Below are 18,053 nucleotides of genomic sequence, written 5' to 3'. Positions count from 1 at the left end.
TAAAAGGAGATCACGTATAATGGAGTATGGAGGGCTATATCTATGAATGATAAGTACATTGTCTATTTTATAAGTAAAACGAAGAAGAAAATGCAAAAATTTATTGAAATGCAATTGAAAGAAAATCAAATTGATGATTTGGTACCTTCTTATGGCAATATTTTCACAGCACTTTACGAGCATGGAGGCAGGCTCAAGATGAGTGAATTGAGCTCTCTAGTGAATAAGGACAAATCTACAATCACAGTCTTGGTCAATAAACTCATTGAAAGAAAATATATTCAGAAGGAATTTTCTAAAGAAGACCGGCGCGTTGTCTATATTGTTTTAACTGAAAAAGGGCGTGCTTTTGAATCCGTATACAAAGAGATCTCTGCTGAGATTAATGCAGTTGCCTTTGAAGGCTTTGAAGAGGGGGAAAAAGAAGTGTTTCTGAAATTATTAAAAAGGATGAATAATAATTTTGGACGGCATATCGAGTAAACTATAAATGTAAACGATAAGTATTGAGCAAATCGAAAAAATTAAATTTGAAAAGATATAAGTTAAAAATATGCAGTTAAAAATATGCAATTTAAAAAGGCACAATTCATAAGATTTAGATAATCTTTTGAGTTGTGACTTTAAAGTGTGGTATTAAAAATAAAACGCATTTCTATTTTTTCTTGTTCAATAATTTATGTGTAGACTCTTCAACGTGGTCTTTAAGATGCTTAAAGTTATTTACAAATAAGCCATCGTGAATATGCGCTTTTTCGAGAAAATAGAATGACAATCCACCAAGACCGACATGTGTCCCCACTGCAACGCCCATTTGCAGTAAGAAAATGTCTCCTTGGAAAGCGGTTTCTGATTTTATGAGGTGTACTAGATTTTCGGCATAGATTCTATCAGAAGTATACCCTACGATTACAAAGTCAGTTAGCTCCCAATTGACACGCTCTTTAAAGGCATCGATATAGTGCTGAAGTACTTTTTTTCGACCTCTTTCCTTGCCGACAATTGCGCCCTCACCATCTCGCATAGACATAATGGGTTTAACTTTTAGCATTTTACCAATAAACGCACTCGTCGATCTCAGGCGACCACTTCTTACAAGGTTGTCTAGATCGTCCACAGATAGAAAATGTTTCACATTCCTCTTATAAGTTTCCACAAAGTCAACGATTTCTTCAAAAGATTTACCTGCATTGATCAAACGTGCTGACTTTATGACAAGCCAGCCGCTACCGTGACTCATAGATGTAGAATCCACAATGTGTATTTTATAGTCCTTGACCTCATGAGCATCTAGAAAATAATCTTTCGCAATGAGCGCAGATTGATAGGAACCACTGGTTTTTCGAGACATACAAATACATAGAATTTCTTTTTTGCCTTGTGCATAAGCTTCATCAAAGAGCCGTAAAAAAACTGCTGGTGAAGGCATAGCCGTAGTAGGTGGCATCTTATACTCCGCAATTTTTGAAAAAAAAGTATCGGCGTCAATGTCAATTCTATCTTTATAGGTTTTACCGTCAATCGTAATACTAAGTGGGGCAATACCAATATCCAGTTGAACACATATCTCCTCTGAAAGATCACAGGTTGAGTCTGCTATTAGTTTAATCACATCATACCTCTCATTTTTTTGTTGACATTTGAATAGATTTTGAAGCACAGGATACCATGGCCTCTATTAAATCGGATCTAAAACCAGATTTTTCAAGTGAAGCAACAGCTTCGATGGTCGTTCCTCCTGGAGAAGTAACTTGATCTTTTAGAACGCCAGGATGTAGGCCAGTTTCAAGACTCATCAGCGCAGCGCCGTAGAGACTTTGAGCAGCCATTTTATAAGCTTGATCCCTTGGCAATCCCAGAAGTACACCTGCATCTCCCATGGCTTCAAGCATCATGTAGACATAGGCTGGCGAAGAACCATGAATGGCAATTGCCGCATGGATAAGAGATTCTTTAATCACCTCACATTTCCCAATGGCTTCAAAGAGTGAAATCACATATGAATACGAGGGATCCTCTGAGGATATTTTCGTGCACAATGAAGTCATCCCTGCATTTACATGGGCAGGTGTGTTAGGCATTGCCCGATACAACCGTACTTTGTGGTCTGTCCATTCAGCCAGTTGGTCCAGCGTTATTCCCGCTGCAATTGAGATGACAACCTGATCTGGCGAAAGGTAATCACTAATTTCTTGAAGGATGGTCTCCACCATGTAAGGCTTTATAGCAAGAATGACATATTCACATTCTCTAGCGACTTGAGTGTTGTCCAAAGTCGTCTGAATTTTTAGAGATGCCTTTGTTTGATCAATACTATTTTGTGAAGAAGCACTGGCTAAAATCTCATCTTCTTTTACAATAGAAGCGCTTAAAAGGCCCTTAATGATTGCCTTGGCCATATTGCCTGCGCCAATAAATCCAATTTTGTATTTCATGGTAACCTCCGGTGTCTTTATACTAAACATATTGTATCACAGAATGATGATATTTTTATGATTTTCATTGACAAACCCTCGGAAAATAAATGATAATGAAGGGAGTGAGTTAATGTATACAAAGGAAGGCAGATATGAATTTAAAAACATTGATGATGAATACAAATAAGGATGCGGTTTTAAATGAACTTTTAATTCTTTATCCTGAAACGGATAATGAGATAGAAGCTTATAGTGCCGTTTATGATTTGCTGGAGACTTTAAGAATAATTCCTTTTGATGAATTTGTTATAAAGATAGGACTTGTTGATCCAAGTCAGTCAGAGGGACATGAGGCGGATCTCGATGAAGAAGCCTATGTGGTTGTTTCTGGATATGACAAGAAACAGAATTTACAGTTTGCACTTGGATTTGCGAAGTGGGAAGAGTGGGTAAATGCAACTCTAGATGTAGACCAGACACTTCAGATTACAGACGAGAGCATCATAGCCATTTGTCTTTATGAAATGACTTTTTATGGTTTTGATGAAGCATCCATTGAAAACGAGCTTAGAGATCTTGAGAATGGTCTGTCAAGCGATATGTTTCATTGAATTAACGCTTAAAAGATGTATTTCCGATATCGGGTAAAGATGAAGAGTGGAGATGGCAAATGCCTTTTCACTTTTTTTGTTTTTATTACAATACATTACGCTGGTTTGAATATCGACATTGTGGTATAAGTATTATAGGGGTTAAGAAATTATAGGGGAAGATAAAATGGACAAAATTGAATTTTTGAGAACACTTTTTGACTATGTTAGAGTGGTTGATCCTTCCGATAAGGCAATTAAGTATACCTTTAGACCAGAAGAATTTCCTGTGATTACGCAAAACAAATGTTTTGACTTTTGGAAACAAAACAAAATTTGTGATAATTGCATCAGCATGAGTGCAATTAAAGCAAATAAAACCTTAGTTAAGTTTGAAATAGAGAGCGGCAAACTCTATCTTGTGATGGCATCACCGTATGAAGTCAATGGCAAAGTATGTGCTTTGGAGCTTATAAAAGATATTACGCATACAAATTTCGTTGAAGCGATCGATCAGAATAAGACAACAGACTATAGTGATTTGATTGCACGCCTCAATCAAGCTGTAATTACTGATGATCTCACAGGTCTGTATAATAAAAGATATGTTGAAGAACATCTCCCTTATGATATAAAAATGATCTCGTATTCGGATAAGAATATTTTTATTGGCATTGCGGATATTGATCATTTCAAAAATATAAATGACAGTTACGGGCATTTAGTGGGGGATAAGGTATTGACAAAAATCGGTACAATTCTCAAGGCAAGTATCCGTTCTGAAAGAGATTGGATTGCACGATATGGCGGTGAAGAATTCATCATCGTCATTAAAGGAGAAGATGAAAAAATATTTAGAGTCATTTGCGAGAGAATTCGGAAAGAAGTTGAAGCCACAAAAATGAAGTTCTCAGATCAAGAATTTAATGTGACGATTAGTATAGGCGGTGTTGGGATTCATCCGAGTACTAAGTGTCATTTTGAGGATTTGATTTCAAGAGCAGATGAGAACTTGTATAAAGCTAAAAATAATGGTAGAAATCAATGCATCGTAGAGTTTGTTCACAAATAAAGAAAAGCGTAAAACCGATAGCCCAAGCATGAGTTGGGGATAGATTTTACGCTTTTTTTTAATTTTGAGTTTCCTTGCTTAAAGATTCTTGGTTTTTGAGATCAAGAGCCTCTTGTTCAGCAAGTGATCCATCGTAAATGCCTTTCATGAGTTCGAATGTGGCCGTTGGATCATGATAAAAATAACTTAGACCGTCCTTGCCAGTTCCAGTGGATTTCATGGGCAATGTATAGAAATGCACATGATCTATGGACGTGCCCATTAGCGAAGCTGTATATAATATGACCTCTTTGGGCGCTAAATCGGTTTCCACATAATCCAGTGCTTTGGTTGCAATATAAGGCAGTTTCAGGGTGAGTGCTTTCTTTGCAGCACTTTTTAGAAAGGCCTGTTGACGTGCAATTCTTTGAATATCACCCTCTCTAATTTTCCCATCATTAGATTTTCTGAATCTGAGATAACCCAAGGCATTTTCACCAGATATTTTTTGAAGTCCAGGTTCGAAATCTATGTGAAGCGGTGGTGTGGCATAGGGATCATCATACTGCATTTGAATGGGCACATCGACTTCAACGTCGCCAATTAAATCCACAACAGCGGCAACACCGTCATAATCCACTTTGATGTAGTGATCAATTTTGATTCCCATGAGTTGTTCAATGGCAGTGGTTAAGCCTTTAACACCACCATCATCTTTGAAACCATATCGGGCATTTAATTTTTTTTGACCTAATTTGTTATGCCCTTCCGTTGGGCAATAGGTATCACGTGGAATAGAGACGGCACTGACATCGTTTGTTGCAGTATCGATGGATAATAGAATCATGGTATCCGTTCTCATACCTTCAACGCCGAATACAAGTACATTGATACGGTCCTGATAGAGTGCACTGAATCCAATAAAAACGGCACTGATCAGGATGACTAATAGAATTAATATTTTGATGCCTTTTTTCATAATTAAGCCTTCTTGTCTTTATATAAAGATATGACGCGGGAGTCATCCATAGCTAGTATAAGACTTTTATAAACTTTGTCAACGGCTATATCACGAATATAATAAATCAATGTGATGACAAAAATATGAATGTATTGTGAATAAAAAAATTGTTTTAACATCAAAAAACATAGATTTAACAAATATTTAGCATGTATTTGATGTTGCATTGGTATACTCTAGATGATCCACTAAAGTGGTAAACATCCTACATGAAAATCTCAGACAAAAGACCATTATGATTAGCCCATCTGATGGTCTTTTGTCATGAAAAAAAGAGGGTTTGACGGTTTGGTCATAGAGGCGTAAAATGGAAATGAGATTTTATGAAAGGATGATATTATGCCCAAAATCATACAGGATCCAGAACGGCTCATCTTATCAGTTGCCAGAGAACTTATTCAGGAAAAGGGTTATTCTGCTATGAATATCAGAGCGATTTCTAAAAAAAGTGGGGTGTCCATTGGCACTTTTTACAATTATTTTTCAGATAAAAGTGCACTTGATTACAAAGTGATGCTTTTCTTTTGGAAGGGATACGAAGAAAATGTGAAGATTATTTTGGACAGTGATGCGTCTATATTAAATCAGATAAACGATTGTTATGAGACCCTGAAAGTGCATTTAGGACAATTTTTAGAGCTGTTTTCAGTAAATCGCGCTCATGCGACTACTCAGCGGTGCATGAATCCAGATAAAAATGCCCTGATCAGCAGGGTGAGCAAGATGCTCTCGGATCGATTAATTGAAACTTGTGTGTTCGATACGGTAATATCTGCTGATGAAGTTGCCAATTTTATCATCAATACTCATGTTCAAATGGCATCCTATCAGATCTATGAATACGAACTCTTTGAGAAAGTACTTGAAAAATTATTGGTGGTCAAATAAAGTTAAGAAAAAAATGGCATAGTGAGGGTGATTTTCACACGAAAAAAGGACATTGATCAAAAGCGTATAATGTCCTTTTTCAGTATAAAAAATCCATATTGAAATTTTGGGAACTTATGAACGTACTGCGAGTCATGCTAGAAATTCTAATTGAGATATAAATCTTCTAAGGCTTTGAAATTATCGAAGAAGTCAAATTGGATTTCAATTCGGTGCTGATCATTATTGATAAAGTGGACAATGGTTCGAAACCCTTCTTTTGAGGTTCTTTCGTACCGGTAGCCATCATTGAGCAACTTTAGTATTTCAGTTTTGTTTTGTGAGAGTTCATGTTCAAGCTCTTTTTTTTCAGAATGGTAATGATTCTTTGCGCCATCTCTTAGAGTATTCTTACTCTTTGCATGAACCACTTGTCGTTTAGCATTTGTACCTCTATAAGGCATTGACATCACACTCCTTAAATATAATGATAGTTTCATACCCCAAATTGTAGAAATTATTCGATAAATCAGAAGTATTTAAATTAACAATATATGCAGGCCGTGAGGATGTGGTAAAATAAAAATACGAGGAGGGATAAAATGATTTTTACTTTGGATGGGAAGTACACAGGTGAGATTTTAATGACAATTGCAATTATAATCGTTGCCTATTTTATCAAAAAGGTATTGTTAAAAGTCCTTCATCAAAGAATTACAGATAGTACAAGTTTTTATAGAGTGAGAAGGATCATCAATTACGTCGTGTTCGCCATTTCAGCATTATTAATTGGCGGCATCTGGCTAAAATTTGGACAGAGCTTTTCAACTTACTTTGGATTGATTTCAGCAGGCCTTGCGGTGGCGCTTAAAGACTTAGTGGTAAATATGGCAGCTTGGATTTTTATCATGACAAAACGCCCTTTTACAGTGGGGGATAGAATAGAAATTGCAGGTGTGAAAGGGGATGTCATCGATCAAAGATTATTCCAGTTTTCAGTTATGGAAATTGGGAACTGGATTCAAGAAGATCAAAGCACAGGTCGAATTATTCACATGCCAAACTATAAAGTGTTCACGGATCATTTGGCCAATTATACGATTGGATTTGAATATATTTGGAATGAGATCAGCATTTTACTTACCTTTGAAAGTGACTGGAAAACGGCTAAGCGCACCTTCTTAGATGTCGCAGAGAAGCATACCTTGCATTTGAGTCAAGAAATTGAAAAAAAAATTAGAGTGGCTTCAAAGAAGTATATGATTCTCTATAAAAATTTGACGCCAATTGTGTACACCGATGTGAAAGAAAGTGGTGTGCAGTTAACCATTCGATATCTCTGCGCCCCTCAACAAAGACGGAGTACCAAAGAAGCGATTTGGGAAGATATTCTAAATATCATCAATGAATCCAAAACCATTTCTTTGGCTTATCCAACCATGAGGATGACATTGGATTCTAAAAAGAATGGATCAATTCATGAAATGGAATAAGAGCATCGGTATTGGCACGTTGGCAATTTTAATGCTCTTGACAACTTTAATGCTCGTGCCCTATACGAGAGCTAGAATTATAATGGGTGGGTTAACCACCCTTGAAAAGGCAAGGGCACATTCTAAATTCGAATTTGACATACCGACGGGCATGGCGTGGTTTTCAAATATGAATTGGTTTGATGCCTCTGAGGGCTTTAATGACGTTAACCACACGGACTTATCGCTTACAATACTCTATAGCTATGGTGATTTTAATCAGGGCACATCCAGTATTTTTGATCGAAATTCGCCTTATTATTCTTCCTTTTATGGGGCATATGTGATTGAAGACGCCTCATTTCCTCAAACGCTTGATGAACTCGCTTTGGTTCCAACTTATGATTATGAGCACCTTATTTTAAAGGATCTGGGAGATCCAGAATACAAAGGTGCATTTTCTTATGAAATCCAAGGGACTCAAAAGGATGTGAAGTACTTGGATTCTGAAGGTTGGGAGAAAGTGGACATCAACATTCAAACACATGGACTTTGGCATCAAAAAGATCGATTTTTAAATCACTATATCCAGTTTGGCATTCCAAAGGCAGATTCAGGCGGCACAAATTTTAGTGTGGTAGACTTAAAGGGGAGACTGTACTTTAAACGCGTCAAGCCCACTTACACCGTAGTGCTTTATATCATTGCCGCGAATTCGAAGCTGCTTGAAGAAACCGACGAAAGTTTACTCTCAAAAGCATTCTTTAACTGAAATCAATCTCTTTAACTGGAATCCATAAAGATACTGACTAGAGTAAAGTCATTGCCTACAGAGATCATCAAGGAAGCTGTAAATCTCCTTGACACCTTTATGCCAATTGAGATCTTCTGCATACGTTTGATTGAGCCATTCTATGTCATCCATATCTTCACGGTCTTTTTTATCGAAACTGTTTTTAATGGTATTTATAGCAATTTGCGTGCTGTCTGAAAGTGTCGTATTGTATGATTTCCAACTGTAAAAAACATTATAGGGATTATTGACAATCTGAGCTCTATTTGCATTTTCAATGGGAATGAAATTTTGTTCTTGCCCAATGATCGCAATGAGCAGAAGGGGATCTATATTGTTCAACTTTGAGATATAGATCACTTGGTTTAAGTAAGGCGATTCACCTATGAGGCTGTGTCTGACATTGACAAGATAACTCTTTAAAGCCATAAAATCAAAGGGTCTATAGTGATAATGCTCTACTTTTTTTTCTGTTTTTTCATATTCAATGAAAACTTCAAATGCATGTGGCAAATTTTTAACGCGGACGGTTTTCATTAAGAACAGGGATTGTGCTAAAAAGGGATTGTGTATTGTGGTTAATGCACGCGTGATTTGAATTTCAGTTTTAATTTCTTGAGGTTCAGGCTTTGAAAGTACAATTGCAGATCCGAGTGTCGTTGCAATAATCGCGACAATAAAGAGCGTGATTATAAATTCGGCATTGAGAAGGTAATGATTGATAAAATCCCCAAATGGGTGATGTTTTGGAGCTTTAGAATAGGGTCTTTGTGGTAATGCTCGATGAATATCTGGAAGCCTTTCAGGGGTATATTGCTGATCATGCGCCTCTGAGTAGGCCACGACAAATTCTAAAATATCACTGGCATCCAAATTGAGATCTGTACTTTTGTCAATCCAATCGGAGGCGAGCATAATTTGGTCAGAAGGGGATAAGTCCAGTTCAAAGATAGATTTGAAAATATCATATTTTGAAATATCACAGTCACTTTGAGTAATTGTATGCGATAAAACGTTGTATTTAAGCGCCGTCTTGTGTTCTTGATCAATGCCGTCTAAATGTTTATCAAGCACTTGATGCACTGTATTCGAAAGGATTCTGGCGCGTTCTTTTTGGGAAGATTTTATGTATTTTTGTGCAATGTATTTTTTGATTTTCAAAAGATCAGAAAAGGATAGAATGAGCCATTGCTTTAATTGAGTTATAATTGGTTCCATTTTTCCACCTCCCAATCTATCTTTAGTTTATTATAAAAGAAAATAGGAGATTAAACAATCTATTGATCATATAAGTTTCTTTTGTTAAAATAATCCTAATTGATTAGAAGCTTATGAATCCAAGACAAAGTGGGATTGCTGTTTTGTTATGAAGCGGCATGGCATGTCTTAATCTAAATGTATGGAGGCTGTATGTACTCAGTGAAAAAGCGAATCTCATTTTTATTATTATTGATCATTTTACTATCGACAAGTGGCTGTACTAAATTTCAGAGCAGTATTAAGGATTTAAAAGCAGAGACCTTTGGCATTGCCAGAACTTTTAATGTCTACGATGATTTTGGCAATCAGACCATGACTGTAAGTGGCAAGAGCACGGATATGCAACCTTCTGAGGTTGAAAATGTTATTTTAATTACGATTGATGGCTACTCATGGCAACATGTTGGCTCATCCATGATCGCCGTTGAAAATGGACTGGAAAACTTGGTTGAAACTTATGAACTCTCTCAGGCCATAGATACTTCCAAAGAGGGCAATGGCGGATTTACATCTCTTGATAGATCCATTAACAATTTCAAATCGGAGTTTAGTGGTCTCAAACGTGTCATTGTTGTCAAAAATCAATCAGGTGTTATCATTGCTGTGTATGAAGGCGATAATGTTTTAGTGGAAAAGAGCGGTTTGCCTTCATCCACGAAGATTCTCATAGACAATAAGCGGATGACCATCTACAGATGTGATTTTGAAATCTTTGAGGCGGAGATGATTCAGTGAAATAGAGGGGCAGTGCACATCTAAGGCATTAGATATGCAACTGCTCTTTTTTAACCACAAGATTTGGGGCGAAAGCTGTGGTGAGGAGCGCCCCACCTCAAACGACATCAGCGAAAACGAGTTTGAGGTATTGAAAAATAGCTCAAAGACAAAATAAGGAGTAGGGATTCGATAAATCCCCACTCCAACGATTGACTCTTTAATACGATGGTTACTTGAGTTCAAATTGATTGACCATTTCTAATAAAATTTCTGCCTGTGAAGCCATTTCCTCACTTGCGGCGGCACCTTCCTCACTTGTTGCAGAGTTGCGTTGAGTCACCTGAGAGATTTGGCTGAGTTCAGCGTTGATTTGGGTAATATTTGTGGCTTGTTCATTGGTTAGTGTTGCAATACTCGCAATAATTTCTGCAGCACTGGAAATACCAGAAACGATATTTACAAGTGCAGTGGATGTAGATTTCGCAATGTCGGAACCTGCCTTTACTTTGGCTAAACTGTTTTCAATAAGCGCTTCTGTTTCTTTTGCCGCTGTGGAAGTACGTCCAGAAAGATTGCGGACTTCATCGGCAACGATGGCAAATCCTTTCCCATGTTCGCCAGCTCGGGCAGCTTCAACTGCCGCATTGAGAGCAAGTAGATTGGTTTGAAAAGCGATTTCATCTATGACTTTAATAATGTTTGCAATGCCTGAAGAGGCTGCGTTGATCTCTTTCATGGCAATTACCATCTCTTCCATCTGCTGATTGCCAAGTAGAGCATCCTTTTGGATGGCAACTGAAAAAGTATTTGCTTGAGATGCATTTTCGGCAGAGACTGAAGTTTGTTTTGCAATTTTGCTCATAAAAGTCATGATTTCATCAATGGATTGAGATTGTTCATAAGCCCCTTGGGAAATCTCTTGTGACGACTGAGCCACTTGTTCTGAACCAATAGAGACTTCCTTGGCAGAATTGCTGATTTCTGAGAGCACTTCATTAAATACTTGGATAATATGATTGATGGAGGCTTTGATTTCATCAAAGTCACCTAAATATTCACGATCAATGCCAACGTTCATGTTTTTTTGAGACATGCTCCCCAGTATGGTAGATAACTCTTTGATATAAGATCTAATACTATCCACGGTAAATGTCAAGTGAGCGTAAATTTCATTGAAATCATCATAGATTTCCTGTGTGTTCACTGAAGGTGATTCAATCTGTGTGTTCACTTGGAGATGGCCTTCAGAAACGTGTTTTAACTGAGCAATCAATTTAGTGACTTCATTTTTTTGATACTCTGCACGCTCACTTTGAATTTTAGCGCGCTCTGCCTCAATTCTAATCTGCTCATTTTGCATTTTCTCAGAGGCTTTGGCAGCGGTTTGATCAATGATCATTTCAAATGCTCCCACCACTTTATTTTGACTATTTAAAATAGGAATGCCCTCATATCTTATGTCCAGCACGCCCCCGTTAGGTCTTGCAATGGTTTCTGAAATTACATTTTTCTGAAGTTGAATGGCACGAGAACATGCACAGTTTTCAGTCCTACAATCTTCGGTTTTAAAAAGATCATAGCAGTGCGACTTTCGGACGGTTTCAAGATCAGTATCGAGTAATGCCAGTGCAGACCGATTCATATATAAAATGTTGAAATCTGGATCAATTGTCATTAGAAGTGCGGGTACATTTCGGATATGCCCTTCTAGAGTACTCGCCAATGCATTAAAACTCTCTAGGAGCTGCCTCCAGTTGCCGCTAACAGAGGTTGCATCAATTTGAGTATCTAAATGCCCATATTGTATTTTTTCATTGGCAACATGTATTTGTTCAAGTGAACTTTGTATGGTTTCAATGATTAAGTTAAAGGCGTCTGTGAGTTCTCCAATTTCATCATTACTTGTTTTTTTGATCTCAGTATCCCATTTGCCGAGAGATACTGATTTTGCAAATTGTGTCAGTTTGACAATGGAGGTAGCAATATGATTTGAAAAATAAAATGTCAAGATTAGAGCTAATAAAATGATTAGAGTAGAGATGAGAATGACTTTAAATAGAAAAGCGGATTTTACAGCTTGTATATCATCCACATAAATGCCGACGCCCACGATCCAATGCCAATTTTCAAAACCCTTTACATACGCAAGCTTAGGTTGAGGTTTTTCTTCACCCGGTTTATTCCACCAGTACTCCAGAGCACCTTCTCCTGAACTCGTTACAATATCGACGAACTTGCTGACAAACTGAAAGCCATTGGTATCTTCAAGCTGGCTTAAATCTTGACCTTCCAGAGCAGGGCTTACAGGGTGCATCAGCATGTAGGCGTCATAGTCGTTAATCCAAAAGTAGTCATCGACAGAAAAACTCATTTTTCGAATGGTTTCCATGGACTGAGTTTGAGCTTCTTGCTCTGAAATAACGCCTGCCTTGTAGAGCTCATAGTTGGCCTCAATAATGCTATAAGGCACATCTACTAAATTTTTAAGTTTATCTTCCGTTCGTTCATCAATTGTGTGTATGGATGTCGGAATGAGGTAAGTTGCTATCAATAGCGAAAAAATAAAGACAACACCTAAAACAAGTAGCAATAGCTTATAGCGTATTTTCAAATTCTTCAATAAAATGCCCCTCCTTTATTCAAATTATATTTTTTCTAAATGGTGAATTAGTGCACGGTTTACTAATTCTAAAATCTCTTCTTTTCGGTAGGGCTTTTCAATGAAAACATGACATTTAGAGTCTTCAGTTGCTCGGTTTTCATATTTTTTATGTGCTGAGATTATGGCGATGCAAGCATCTTCATATGTCTTTGTGTTGTGAATCATATCGGCGAGGTCCAAGCCGCTTTCGTAGCCTAAAGAAATATCAAGCATAAAAAAATCGATAGGGTCCTCTTCAAAAATACGTTTTGCTGCGGAGATGTTAGAAGCGCAGTAGATGTTACCAGCATGATCTCCTAAGCCTTCCATCACCATTTTTTTTAAATTTTCCAGTTGGTATTTATTATCTTCAACAATTAAAATATTCATGATGTACACCTCTTTATGTATTAATTGTATTTTTAAAGTATTTCTCTTTGCAACTTTATACCCTAGTCCGCATATTTTATTCAAATTACATACATTATGCTATAATATAATAAAATATGCGGAGGTCTTTATGAGTAGATATTTAATCGTTAATCTCTTTAGTGATCCAGTAAAAAAACATCATAGCGAATTGGTCAGTGCGCTGAAGGAGCATTTTTCTGTTCAGCCACAAAAAATCGGCGCTCATATGACTTTAATACCACCATTTGAGTGCGAAGATATTTTGGCGTTGGTCAGATATACAGAGTTATACGCCAAAACACACAAGAGAATGCCCGTAATTGTGGGGGGGATAGGCTCTTTTAGAGACAATGTCGTCTATCTGAAAATTCAAATGACTCAGGAAGCCGAGCAAACTTTAATACAGTACATAGAAAAAGCACAAACCCATTTTGAAAGTAGGGCACAATTGACAACACCTCACGTCTTCCACTGTACACTTGTCAGTAGAAGAATTAGTAAAAAATTTGATATGATTTCTAATTATCTTGAAAATGAACAAAAATTATTTAACAGCTACATAGATAATCTTACTCTGCTGAGGTGGTCAGAAGATGAGCAACAATGGATTGTTGAGAAGCAATACCATTTGCATCCATGAAATAAATGAGAATTATTTTCAATTAGAGGGTTTACAAAAGCGAAATGCTGTGGTAATATAATGTTACAGATAATGATAATCATTATCAAACATAAACATCCTTATAGTCAACTTATACTTTTCCTGTTCAGTTTTTTTTACCTCCCAAGTAATGGGAACCTTAAACGTAAACTTTATTTAAATACCTCACAGAAAAAACAGGTGTCTCGCCAGCACCTGTTTTTTCATTGTGTATTTTAGTGTATAATGATAAGTGAAGTTAATTGTGAAGCGGTTAATTGTATAAAATAGAGGATGACTTAAGAGGGTAAGATGAAAAAGAGAATTTTTCTGGATTATGCGGCAACAACGCCTGTTAGAGCTGAGGTTGCTGATGTGATCATAGGTGCCTATAGAGATATAGAAACGGTATGGCATGAAATACAAGTGGCAAAAACAAAGATTGCTACCTTAATGGGGTGTGATGATAATGACATATGCATTACGAACTGTGGTTCCGAGAGTAATAATGTGCTCATTAAAACGATTGTCAGGAGTTTGCCTCAAGATAAAAACCACATTATAACTTCTGAGATTGAACATCCCTCTGTGCTAAATGTCTTTAAGCAATTGGAACGTGATGGATTCAAGGTGAGTTATTTAAAGGTAGACGCCAATGGTGTCATCAATTTGGATGCATTTTATAGATGTGTGAATGAGAAGACTGGATTTGTTTCAACGATGTTTTACAACAATGAGATTGGTACGCGGCAACCCATTGAGATCATGGGCAGTTATTTAAGAGCACGCCAAATTTTTTTCCATGTGGATGGCGTTCAAGCAGTTTATAATGAAAGTTTTAAGGTTTCTGAACTACCGATAGATGCCATGAGTTTTTCTGCGCATAAACTCTATGGGCCAAAAGGTATGGGCGGATTGTATGTTGCACCAAAAGCAGAGTCGATAAAGCGCGACTTGATTGCTTGTTTGCCATACAGCACTCGTTCAAAGGCCTTTGTTTTTTCAGAAAATACACCATATCTCATTGGATTTGGGAGTGCTTGTGCGCTTGCATTTGAGGATCGGGAGACTCATATAAAACATTTAAGGACCCTAAAACAATACTTGATTCAAGCTATTGAAAATTTAAATGCTGACATCCAAATCAATGCGATGAACTCGGATAATCATCCAGGCATAGTTAATTTTATGTTGCCTAAAATGGATGCCGATAGTGCTATGATTAATCTCGATATGATGGGTTTTGCCGTATCCACGGGCTCAGCATGTAGTTCTGGGGCAATTTCGGCATCGCATGTCTTAATGGCAATTGGTCTCAAAGAAAAAGAAGCAAAGCGTTGTCTTAGAATATCTCTTGGACATTTTACAACAGAAGAGGACATTGATGAATTTATAAGCGCTCTGAGAGTGCTTGTTTGAAATAGGAGAGGATTTACTATATGAATCATTATAATTTGGATAAAAATAAGGTTGTGGTTGGCATGAGTGGCGGTGTGGATAGCACTGTGGCGGCATATCAGCTTAAGGCAATGGGTTATGAGGTCATCGGTGTCAATATGAGATTATGGCAGGATGATTTTCTAAGCGAATCGCATTTTATGAACGATGGAGGATGTTGTAGTCTCTCATCGGTGGAGGATGCAAGGCGAGTTTGCATGCAAATTGGCATTCCCTTCTACGCACTGGATTTTAAAACCGTTTTTAAAGAGACGGTTGTGGATTATTTTATTGACGAATACAAGCATGGACGGACGCCAAACCCATGTATCGCTTGCAACAAGTATGTTAAATTTGATGCTTTACTCGAGAAAGCGCATCAGTTAGGGGCCTATTATGTGGCAACAGGGCATTATGCGAAAATCTATCACGATGATTTGACAGATCGCTATCTGGTTGAGCAATCCAATGCGATTCTAAAAGACCAGACCTATGCCATTTATAATTTGACTCAAGATCAATTGAAACATATTTTGATGCCACTTGGTGAATTTGAATCCAAAGAAGCCGTCAGACAAATCGCGTCGAGGTTTGATGTTCAAATATCTGAGAAATCGGACAGCCAAGAGATCTGTTTCATACCGGATCAAGATTATGTGGGCTTTTTAAAGCGCAATAGCGACATTGAGGACAAGCAGGGCAACTTTATTGATTCGGAAGGTAATGTCTTGGGAACGCATTTAGGGATCGTCAATTTTACAGTGGGGCAGCGTAAAGGTCTTGGTGTCACCTTTGGAAAACCCATGTACGTGGTGGCTATAGATGCCGATCAAAATCAAGTGGTGCTCGGAGAAGGGGACGCCGTTTTTAGCGATCATTTGATTGCCGATAAAGTTAACTTTATATTATTTGACCAGTTAGAGGGGCCTTATGCGTGCGAAGCGAAGATCAGATACAGTGCAAAACCAGCAAAATGCACGCTTTATCCTCTGCCAAATAATGAAGTTAAAGTTGTGTTTGATATGCCTCAAAGAGCGATTACGCCTGGACAAGCGGTTGTCTTTTATGAAGGCAAAAAACTTGTTGGTGGGGGCACGATTAAGTAAGCGACTATTTATTCAGCTGATTGGAGTGACAAAATGGAACAATGGAAATCAAATCTATATATCTTATGGATTTCTCAAATTATATCTTTGACAAGCTTTGGATTTGGCCTGCCTTTTATGCCTTTTTATATACAGGATCTTGGGGTGACTGACCCGACCACACTCAAATTATATACGGGACTTCTCAGTGCAGCACCAGCGGTAACGATGGCGATTATGGCCCCTGTATGGGGCATTTTATCAGATCGATATGGTCGAAAACTGATGATACAAAGGGCCATGTTTACAGCTTTCTTTATCATAGGGCTTATGGGGATGGTTGGTCAGGTGTGGCAGCTTTTAATTCTGAGACTTTTACAGGGCTTTTTTACTGGAACGGTCACTGCTTCCTCTACATTCGTTGCCGCTAATACGCCGGATAATAAGCTCTCTTACGCACTTGGATTTCTGTCTTCTTCAACTTTTATCGGTTACTCTTTGGGACCACTTATAGGTGGATTCGTTGCAGAGTATTTTGGATACAGAGTCAGCTTTTTTTTAGGGGCCATATTGATGTTGGTCGGTGCCTTTTTCATTACATTTTGGCTGGTTGAAGACAAGTCGTCACTCAAAGAGCTGAGTCAAAGGGTCAAATCTGCTGCCAGCGGTGAAAAACGTGAGTTGACCTATAGAAAAATTTTAACAATGAGTATTGCCTTAATGCTTCTAATGCTCTTTTTTCACAGGATTATAAGGTCTGTGTTCACGCCTTTTATCCCATTGTATATCCAAGAGCTGATGCATACCCAAGAGGGTACTGCTGCAATGACAGGGTTGGTCAATGGATTTGTAGGGGTAATGACAACCATTGCGGCACTTTTCATCAGTCGATTAGGAGATCGTTATAATAAATTTAATTTGATTGCGCTATTGCTGGGACTTGCCATAGGCGTTTCTTTGATCTTAAATCTGAGCCATTCACTTTATGCGTTTATTGGATTATATGGGGTATTGTTTTTATTGATTGGCGGGATAGAGCCTTTAATTACATCTATGACTGCGGGGTTAACAGCACCAGAATATCGCGGCTCACTCTTTGGTCTACAGGGTTTGGTGGGCAGTCTGGGATGGATGGTATCACCTGCAATTGGTACATATATTTCTATCTATGTCGGCATTAAAAACATCTTATGGATTGGCTTTGTGATGCTTATTATCAATTTTTTAGTGATTTCAATAATCAAATATAAAAATGCGAGGACCAATTATGAATGATGCTTTGCGCAAAATAGGCAGTATTATGAAATTTAATCAAGATGATATTATTTTTTTTGAAGGTGAACCCGGAGATGCGATTTATATCCTTTTGAGTGGTTCTGTAATCGCCTGTAGGACTAGTGATATTGATGGTCGGATGATTGTGTTGGCCAAGCTGAAGACGGGAGCTGTTTTTGGAGAGATGGCAGTGATACATGATCACAAGAGATCTGCCACAATAATTGCCCAAGAACCCATATTGACGCTTAGAATTGATAAAGAAAACTTTGGACAATTTATAATGCTAGAACCTAAATATGCGATTAACATGTTAAAAACGTTAGCAGGTAGAATTAAATGTACGCGATCGCGCTGTGCTGAGAAGGGATGTTAA

Annotated in this window: 19 protein-coding genes; 12 read left to right on the top strand and 7 right to left on the bottom strand. The window is 37.7% G+C overall.

The features are described from left to right. Nucleotides 1–42 precede the first annotated feature (42 nt). A complete protein-coding gene (locus ISU02_RS10630; protein ID WP_194701824.1) occupies nt 43–483 on the top strand; it encodes a MarR family winged helix-turn-helix transcriptional regulator in 441 nt (146 codons plus the stop codon). Between the two features lie 172 nt (nt 484–655). On the opposite strand, the gene ISU02_RS10625 is transcribed toward ISU02_RS10630, so the two are convergent. After that, on the bottom strand, nt 656–1,612 hold the full coding sequence (locus tag ISU02_RS10625; RefSeq protein WP_194701823.1) for a DegV family protein: 957 nt from the start codon (nt 1,610–1,612) through the stop codon (nt 656–658). A 10-nt stretch (nt 1,613–1,622) separates the two neighbouring features. Then, entirely contained in the window at nt 1,623–2,435 is an 813-nt protein-coding gene (proC, locus tag ISU02_RS10620) for a pyrroline-5-carboxylate reductase (protein WP_194701822.1), read from the bottom strand. A 134-nt stretch (nt 2,436–2,569) separates the two neighbouring features. Here proC and ISU02_RS10615 point away from each other — a divergent pair, with 134 nt between their 5' ends. Both ISU02_RS10615 and ISU02_RS10610 read left to right on the top strand, forming a co-directional pair. Next, nucleotides 2,570–3,028: a DUF6557 family protein gene (locus ISU02_RS10615; protein WP_194701821.1), complete on the top strand. Its 459-nt coding sequence runs from the start codon at nt 2,570–2,572 to the stop codon at nt 3,026–3,028. Between the two features lie 166 nt (nt 3,029–3,194). After that, nucleotides 3,195–4,079 carry a GGDEF domain-containing protein gene (locus ISU02_RS10610; protein ID WP_194701820.1) on the top strand — a complete coding sequence of 295 codons (885 nt, stop codon included), beginning with the start codon at nt 3,195–3,197 and terminating at the stop codon, nt 4,077–4,079. A gap of 58 nt (nt 4,080–4,137) precedes the next feature. Here the strand turns inward: ISU02_RS10610 and ISU02_RS10605 are convergent, their stop codons facing one another. Continuing rightward, nucleotides 4,138–5,037: an LCP family protein gene (locus ISU02_RS10605; protein WP_194701819.1), complete on the bottom strand. Its 900-nt coding sequence runs from the start codon at nt 5,035–5,037 to the stop codon at nt 4,138–4,140. Between the two features lie 381 nt (nt 5,038–5,418). On the opposite strand from ISU02_RS10605, the gene ISU02_RS10600 reads away from it, so the two are divergent. Then, nucleotides 5,419–5,967, top strand: coding sequence for a TetR/AcrR family transcriptional regulator (locus tag ISU02_RS10600; RefSeq protein ID WP_194701818.1), 549 nt, complete (start codon nt 5,419–5,421; stop codon nt 5,965–5,967). Between the two features lie 146 nt (nt 5,968–6,113). On the opposite strand, the gene ISU02_RS10595 is transcribed toward ISU02_RS10600, so the two are convergent. Next, nucleotides 6,114–6,410, bottom strand: coding sequence for a hypothetical protein (locus ISU02_RS10595; RefSeq protein WP_194701817.1), 297 nt, complete (start codon nt 6,408–6,410; stop codon nt 6,114–6,116). A 138-nt stretch (nt 6,411–6,548) separates the two neighbouring features. Here ISU02_RS10595 and ISU02_RS10590 point away from each other — a divergent pair, with 138 nt between their 5' ends. Both ISU02_RS10590 and ISU02_RS10585 read left to right on the top strand, forming a co-directional pair. Then, nucleotides 6,549–7,439, top strand: a complete 891-nt coding sequence (locus ISU02_RS10590; RefSeq protein ID WP_194701816.1) for a mechanosensitive ion channel family protein — start codon at nt 6,549–6,551, stop codon at nt 7,437–7,439. Next, nucleotides 7,426–8,190 carry a hypothetical protein gene (locus ISU02_RS10585; protein ID WP_194701815.1) on the top strand — a complete coding sequence of 255 codons (765 nt, stop codon included), beginning with the start codon at nt 7,426–7,428 and terminating at the stop codon, nt 8,188–8,190. The genes ISU02_RS10590 and ISU02_RS10585 overlap by 14 nt, the downstream gene beginning before the upstream one ends. Before the next feature lie 48 nt (nt 8,191–8,238). On the opposite strand, the gene ISU02_RS10580 is transcribed toward ISU02_RS10585, so the two are convergent. After that, nucleotides 8,239–9,429, bottom strand: a complete 1,191-nt coding sequence (locus ISU02_RS10580) for a hypothetical protein (RefSeq protein ID WP_194701814.1) — start codon at nt 9,427–9,429, stop codon at nt 8,239–8,241. 192 nt (nt 9,430–9,621) lie between these two features. On the opposite strand from ISU02_RS10580, the gene ISU02_RS10575 reads away from it, so the two are divergent. Beyond that, nucleotides 9,622–10,206: a DUF5052 family protein gene (locus ISU02_RS10575; RefSeq protein ID WP_194701813.1), complete on the top strand. Its 585-nt coding sequence runs from the start codon at nt 9,622–9,624 to the stop codon at nt 10,204–10,206. A 211-nt stretch (nt 10,207–10,417) separates the two neighbouring features. On the opposite strand, the gene ISU02_RS10570 is transcribed toward ISU02_RS10575, so the two are convergent. Next, entirely contained in the window at nt 10,418–12,808 is a 2,391-nt protein-coding gene (locus tag ISU02_RS10570) for a methyl-accepting chemotaxis protein (RefSeq protein WP_194701812.1), read from the bottom strand. Nucleotides 12,809–12,832: 24 nt separating this feature from the next. After that, the gene (locus tag ISU02_RS10565; protein ID WP_194701811.1) at nt 12,833–13,219 is read right to left on the bottom strand and encodes a response regulator; all 387 of its coding nucleotides are present in this window, start codon (nt 13,217–13,219) and stop codon (nt 12,833–12,835) included. Between the two features lie 130 nt (nt 13,220–13,349). Here ISU02_RS10565 and ISU02_RS10560 point away from each other — a divergent pair, with 130 nt between their 5' ends. From ISU02_RS10560 to ISU02_RS10540, 5 genes are all read left to right on the top strand, one after another. Further along, nucleotides 13,350–13,880 carry a 2'-5' RNA ligase family protein gene (locus ISU02_RS10560; RefSeq protein ID WP_194701810.1) on the top strand — a complete coding sequence of 177 codons (531 nt, stop codon included), beginning with the start codon at nt 13,350–13,352 and terminating at the stop codon, nt 13,878–13,880. 312 nt (nt 13,881–14,192) lie between these two features. Beyond that, nucleotides 14,193–15,299: a cysteine desulfurase family protein gene (locus ISU02_RS10555; protein ID WP_194701809.1), complete on the top strand. Its 1,107-nt coding sequence runs from the start codon at nt 14,193–14,195 to the stop codon at nt 15,297–15,299. 20 nt (nt 15,300–15,319) lie between these two features. Continuing rightward, entirely contained in the window at nt 15,320–16,423 is a 1,104-nt protein-coding gene (mnmA, locus tag ISU02_RS10550) for a tRNA 2-thiouridine(34) synthase MnmA (RefSeq protein ID WP_194701808.1), read from the top strand. A 33-nt stretch (nt 16,424–16,456) separates the two neighbouring features. After that, a complete protein-coding gene (locus tag ISU02_RS10545) occupies nt 16,457–17,677 on the top strand; it encodes an MFS transporter (protein ID WP_194701807.1) in 1,221 nt (406 codons plus the stop codon). Beyond that, the gene (locus ISU02_RS10540) at nt 17,670–18,053 is read left to right on the top strand and encodes a Crp/Fnr family transcriptional regulator (protein ID WP_194701806.1); all 384 of its coding nucleotides are present in this window, start codon (nt 17,670–17,672) and stop codon (nt 18,051–18,053) included. The genes ISU02_RS10545 and ISU02_RS10540 overlap by 8 nt, the downstream gene beginning before the upstream one ends.

The sequence above is a fragment of the Fusibacter ferrireducens genome (assembly GCF_015352425.1).
Lineage (GTDB): Bacteria > Bacillota > Clostridia > Peptostreptococcales > Acidaminobacteraceae > Fusibacter_A > Fusibacter_A ferrireducens.
Note: the sequence above shows the minus strand (reverse complement) of the source record. Positions and strands in the feature narration are given on the sequence as shown.

What these genes read in the sequence shown, in the direction of transcription:
- ISU02_RS10630 (WP_194701824.1), top strand. Translation starts at nt 43, where the DNA reads ATGAATGATAAGTACATTGTCTATTTTATAAGTAAAACGAAGAAGAAA.
- proC (WP_194701822.1), bottom strand. Translation starts at nt 2,435, where the DNA reads ATGAAATACAAAATTGGATTTATTGGCGCAGGCAATATGGCCAAGGCA.
- ISU02_RS10615 (WP_194701821.1), top strand. Translation starts at nt 2,570, where the DNA reads ATGAATTTAAAAACATTGATGATGAATACAAATAAGGATGCGGTTTTA.
- ISU02_RS10610 (WP_194701820.1), top strand. Translation starts at nt 3,195, where the DNA reads ATGGACAAAATTGAATTTTTGAGAACACTTTTTGACTATGTTAGAGTG.
- ISU02_RS10605 (WP_194701819.1), bottom strand. Translation starts at nt 5,037, where the DNA reads ATGAAAAAAGGCATCAAAATATTAATTCTATTAGTCATCCTGATCAGT.
- ISU02_RS10600 (WP_194701818.1), top strand. Translation starts at nt 5,419, where the DNA reads ATGCCCAAAATCATACAGGATCCAGAACGGCTCATCTTATCAGTTGCC.
- ISU02_RS10595 (WP_194701817.1), bottom strand. Translation starts at nt 6,410, where the DNA reads ATGCCTTATAGAGGTACAAATGCTAAACGACAAGTGGTTCATGCAAAG.
- ISU02_RS10590 (WP_194701816.1), top strand. Translation starts at nt 6,549, where the DNA reads ATGATTTTTACTTTGGATGGGAAGTACACAGGTGAGATTTTAATGACA.
- ISU02_RS10585 (WP_194701815.1), top strand. Translation starts at nt 7,426, where the DNA reads ATGAAATGGAATAAGAGCATCGGTATTGGCACGTTGGCAATTTTAATG.
- ISU02_RS10580 (WP_194701814.1), bottom strand. Translation starts at nt 9,429, where the DNA reads ATGGAACCAATTATAACTCAATTAAAGCAATGGCTCATTCTATCCTTT.
- ISU02_RS10575 (WP_194701813.1), top strand. Translation starts at nt 9,622, where the DNA reads ATGTACTCAGTGAAAAAGCGAATCTCATTTTTATTATTATTGATCATT.
- ISU02_RS10565 (WP_194701811.1), bottom strand. Translation starts at nt 13,219, where the DNA reads ATGAATATTTTAATTGTTGAAGATAATAAATACCAACTGGAAAATTTA.
- ISU02_RS10560 (WP_194701810.1), top strand. Translation starts at nt 13,350, where the DNA reads ATGAGTAGATATTTAATCGTTAATCTCTTTAGTGATCCAGTAAAAAAA.
- ISU02_RS10555 (WP_194701809.1), top strand. Translation starts at nt 14,193, where the DNA reads ATGAAAAAGAGAATTTTTCTGGATTATGCGGCAACAACGCCTGTTAGA.
- mnmA (WP_194701808.1), top strand. Translation starts at nt 15,320, where the DNA reads ATGAATCATTATAATTTGGATAAAAATAAGGTTGTGGTTGGCATGAGT.
- ISU02_RS10545 (WP_194701807.1), top strand. Translation starts at nt 16,457, where the DNA reads ATGGAACAATGGAAATCAAATCTATATATCTTATGGATTTCTCAAATT.
- ISU02_RS10540 (WP_194701806.1), top strand. Translation starts at nt 17,670, where the DNA reads ATGAATGATGCTTTGCGCAAAATAGGCAGTATTATGAAATTTAATCAA.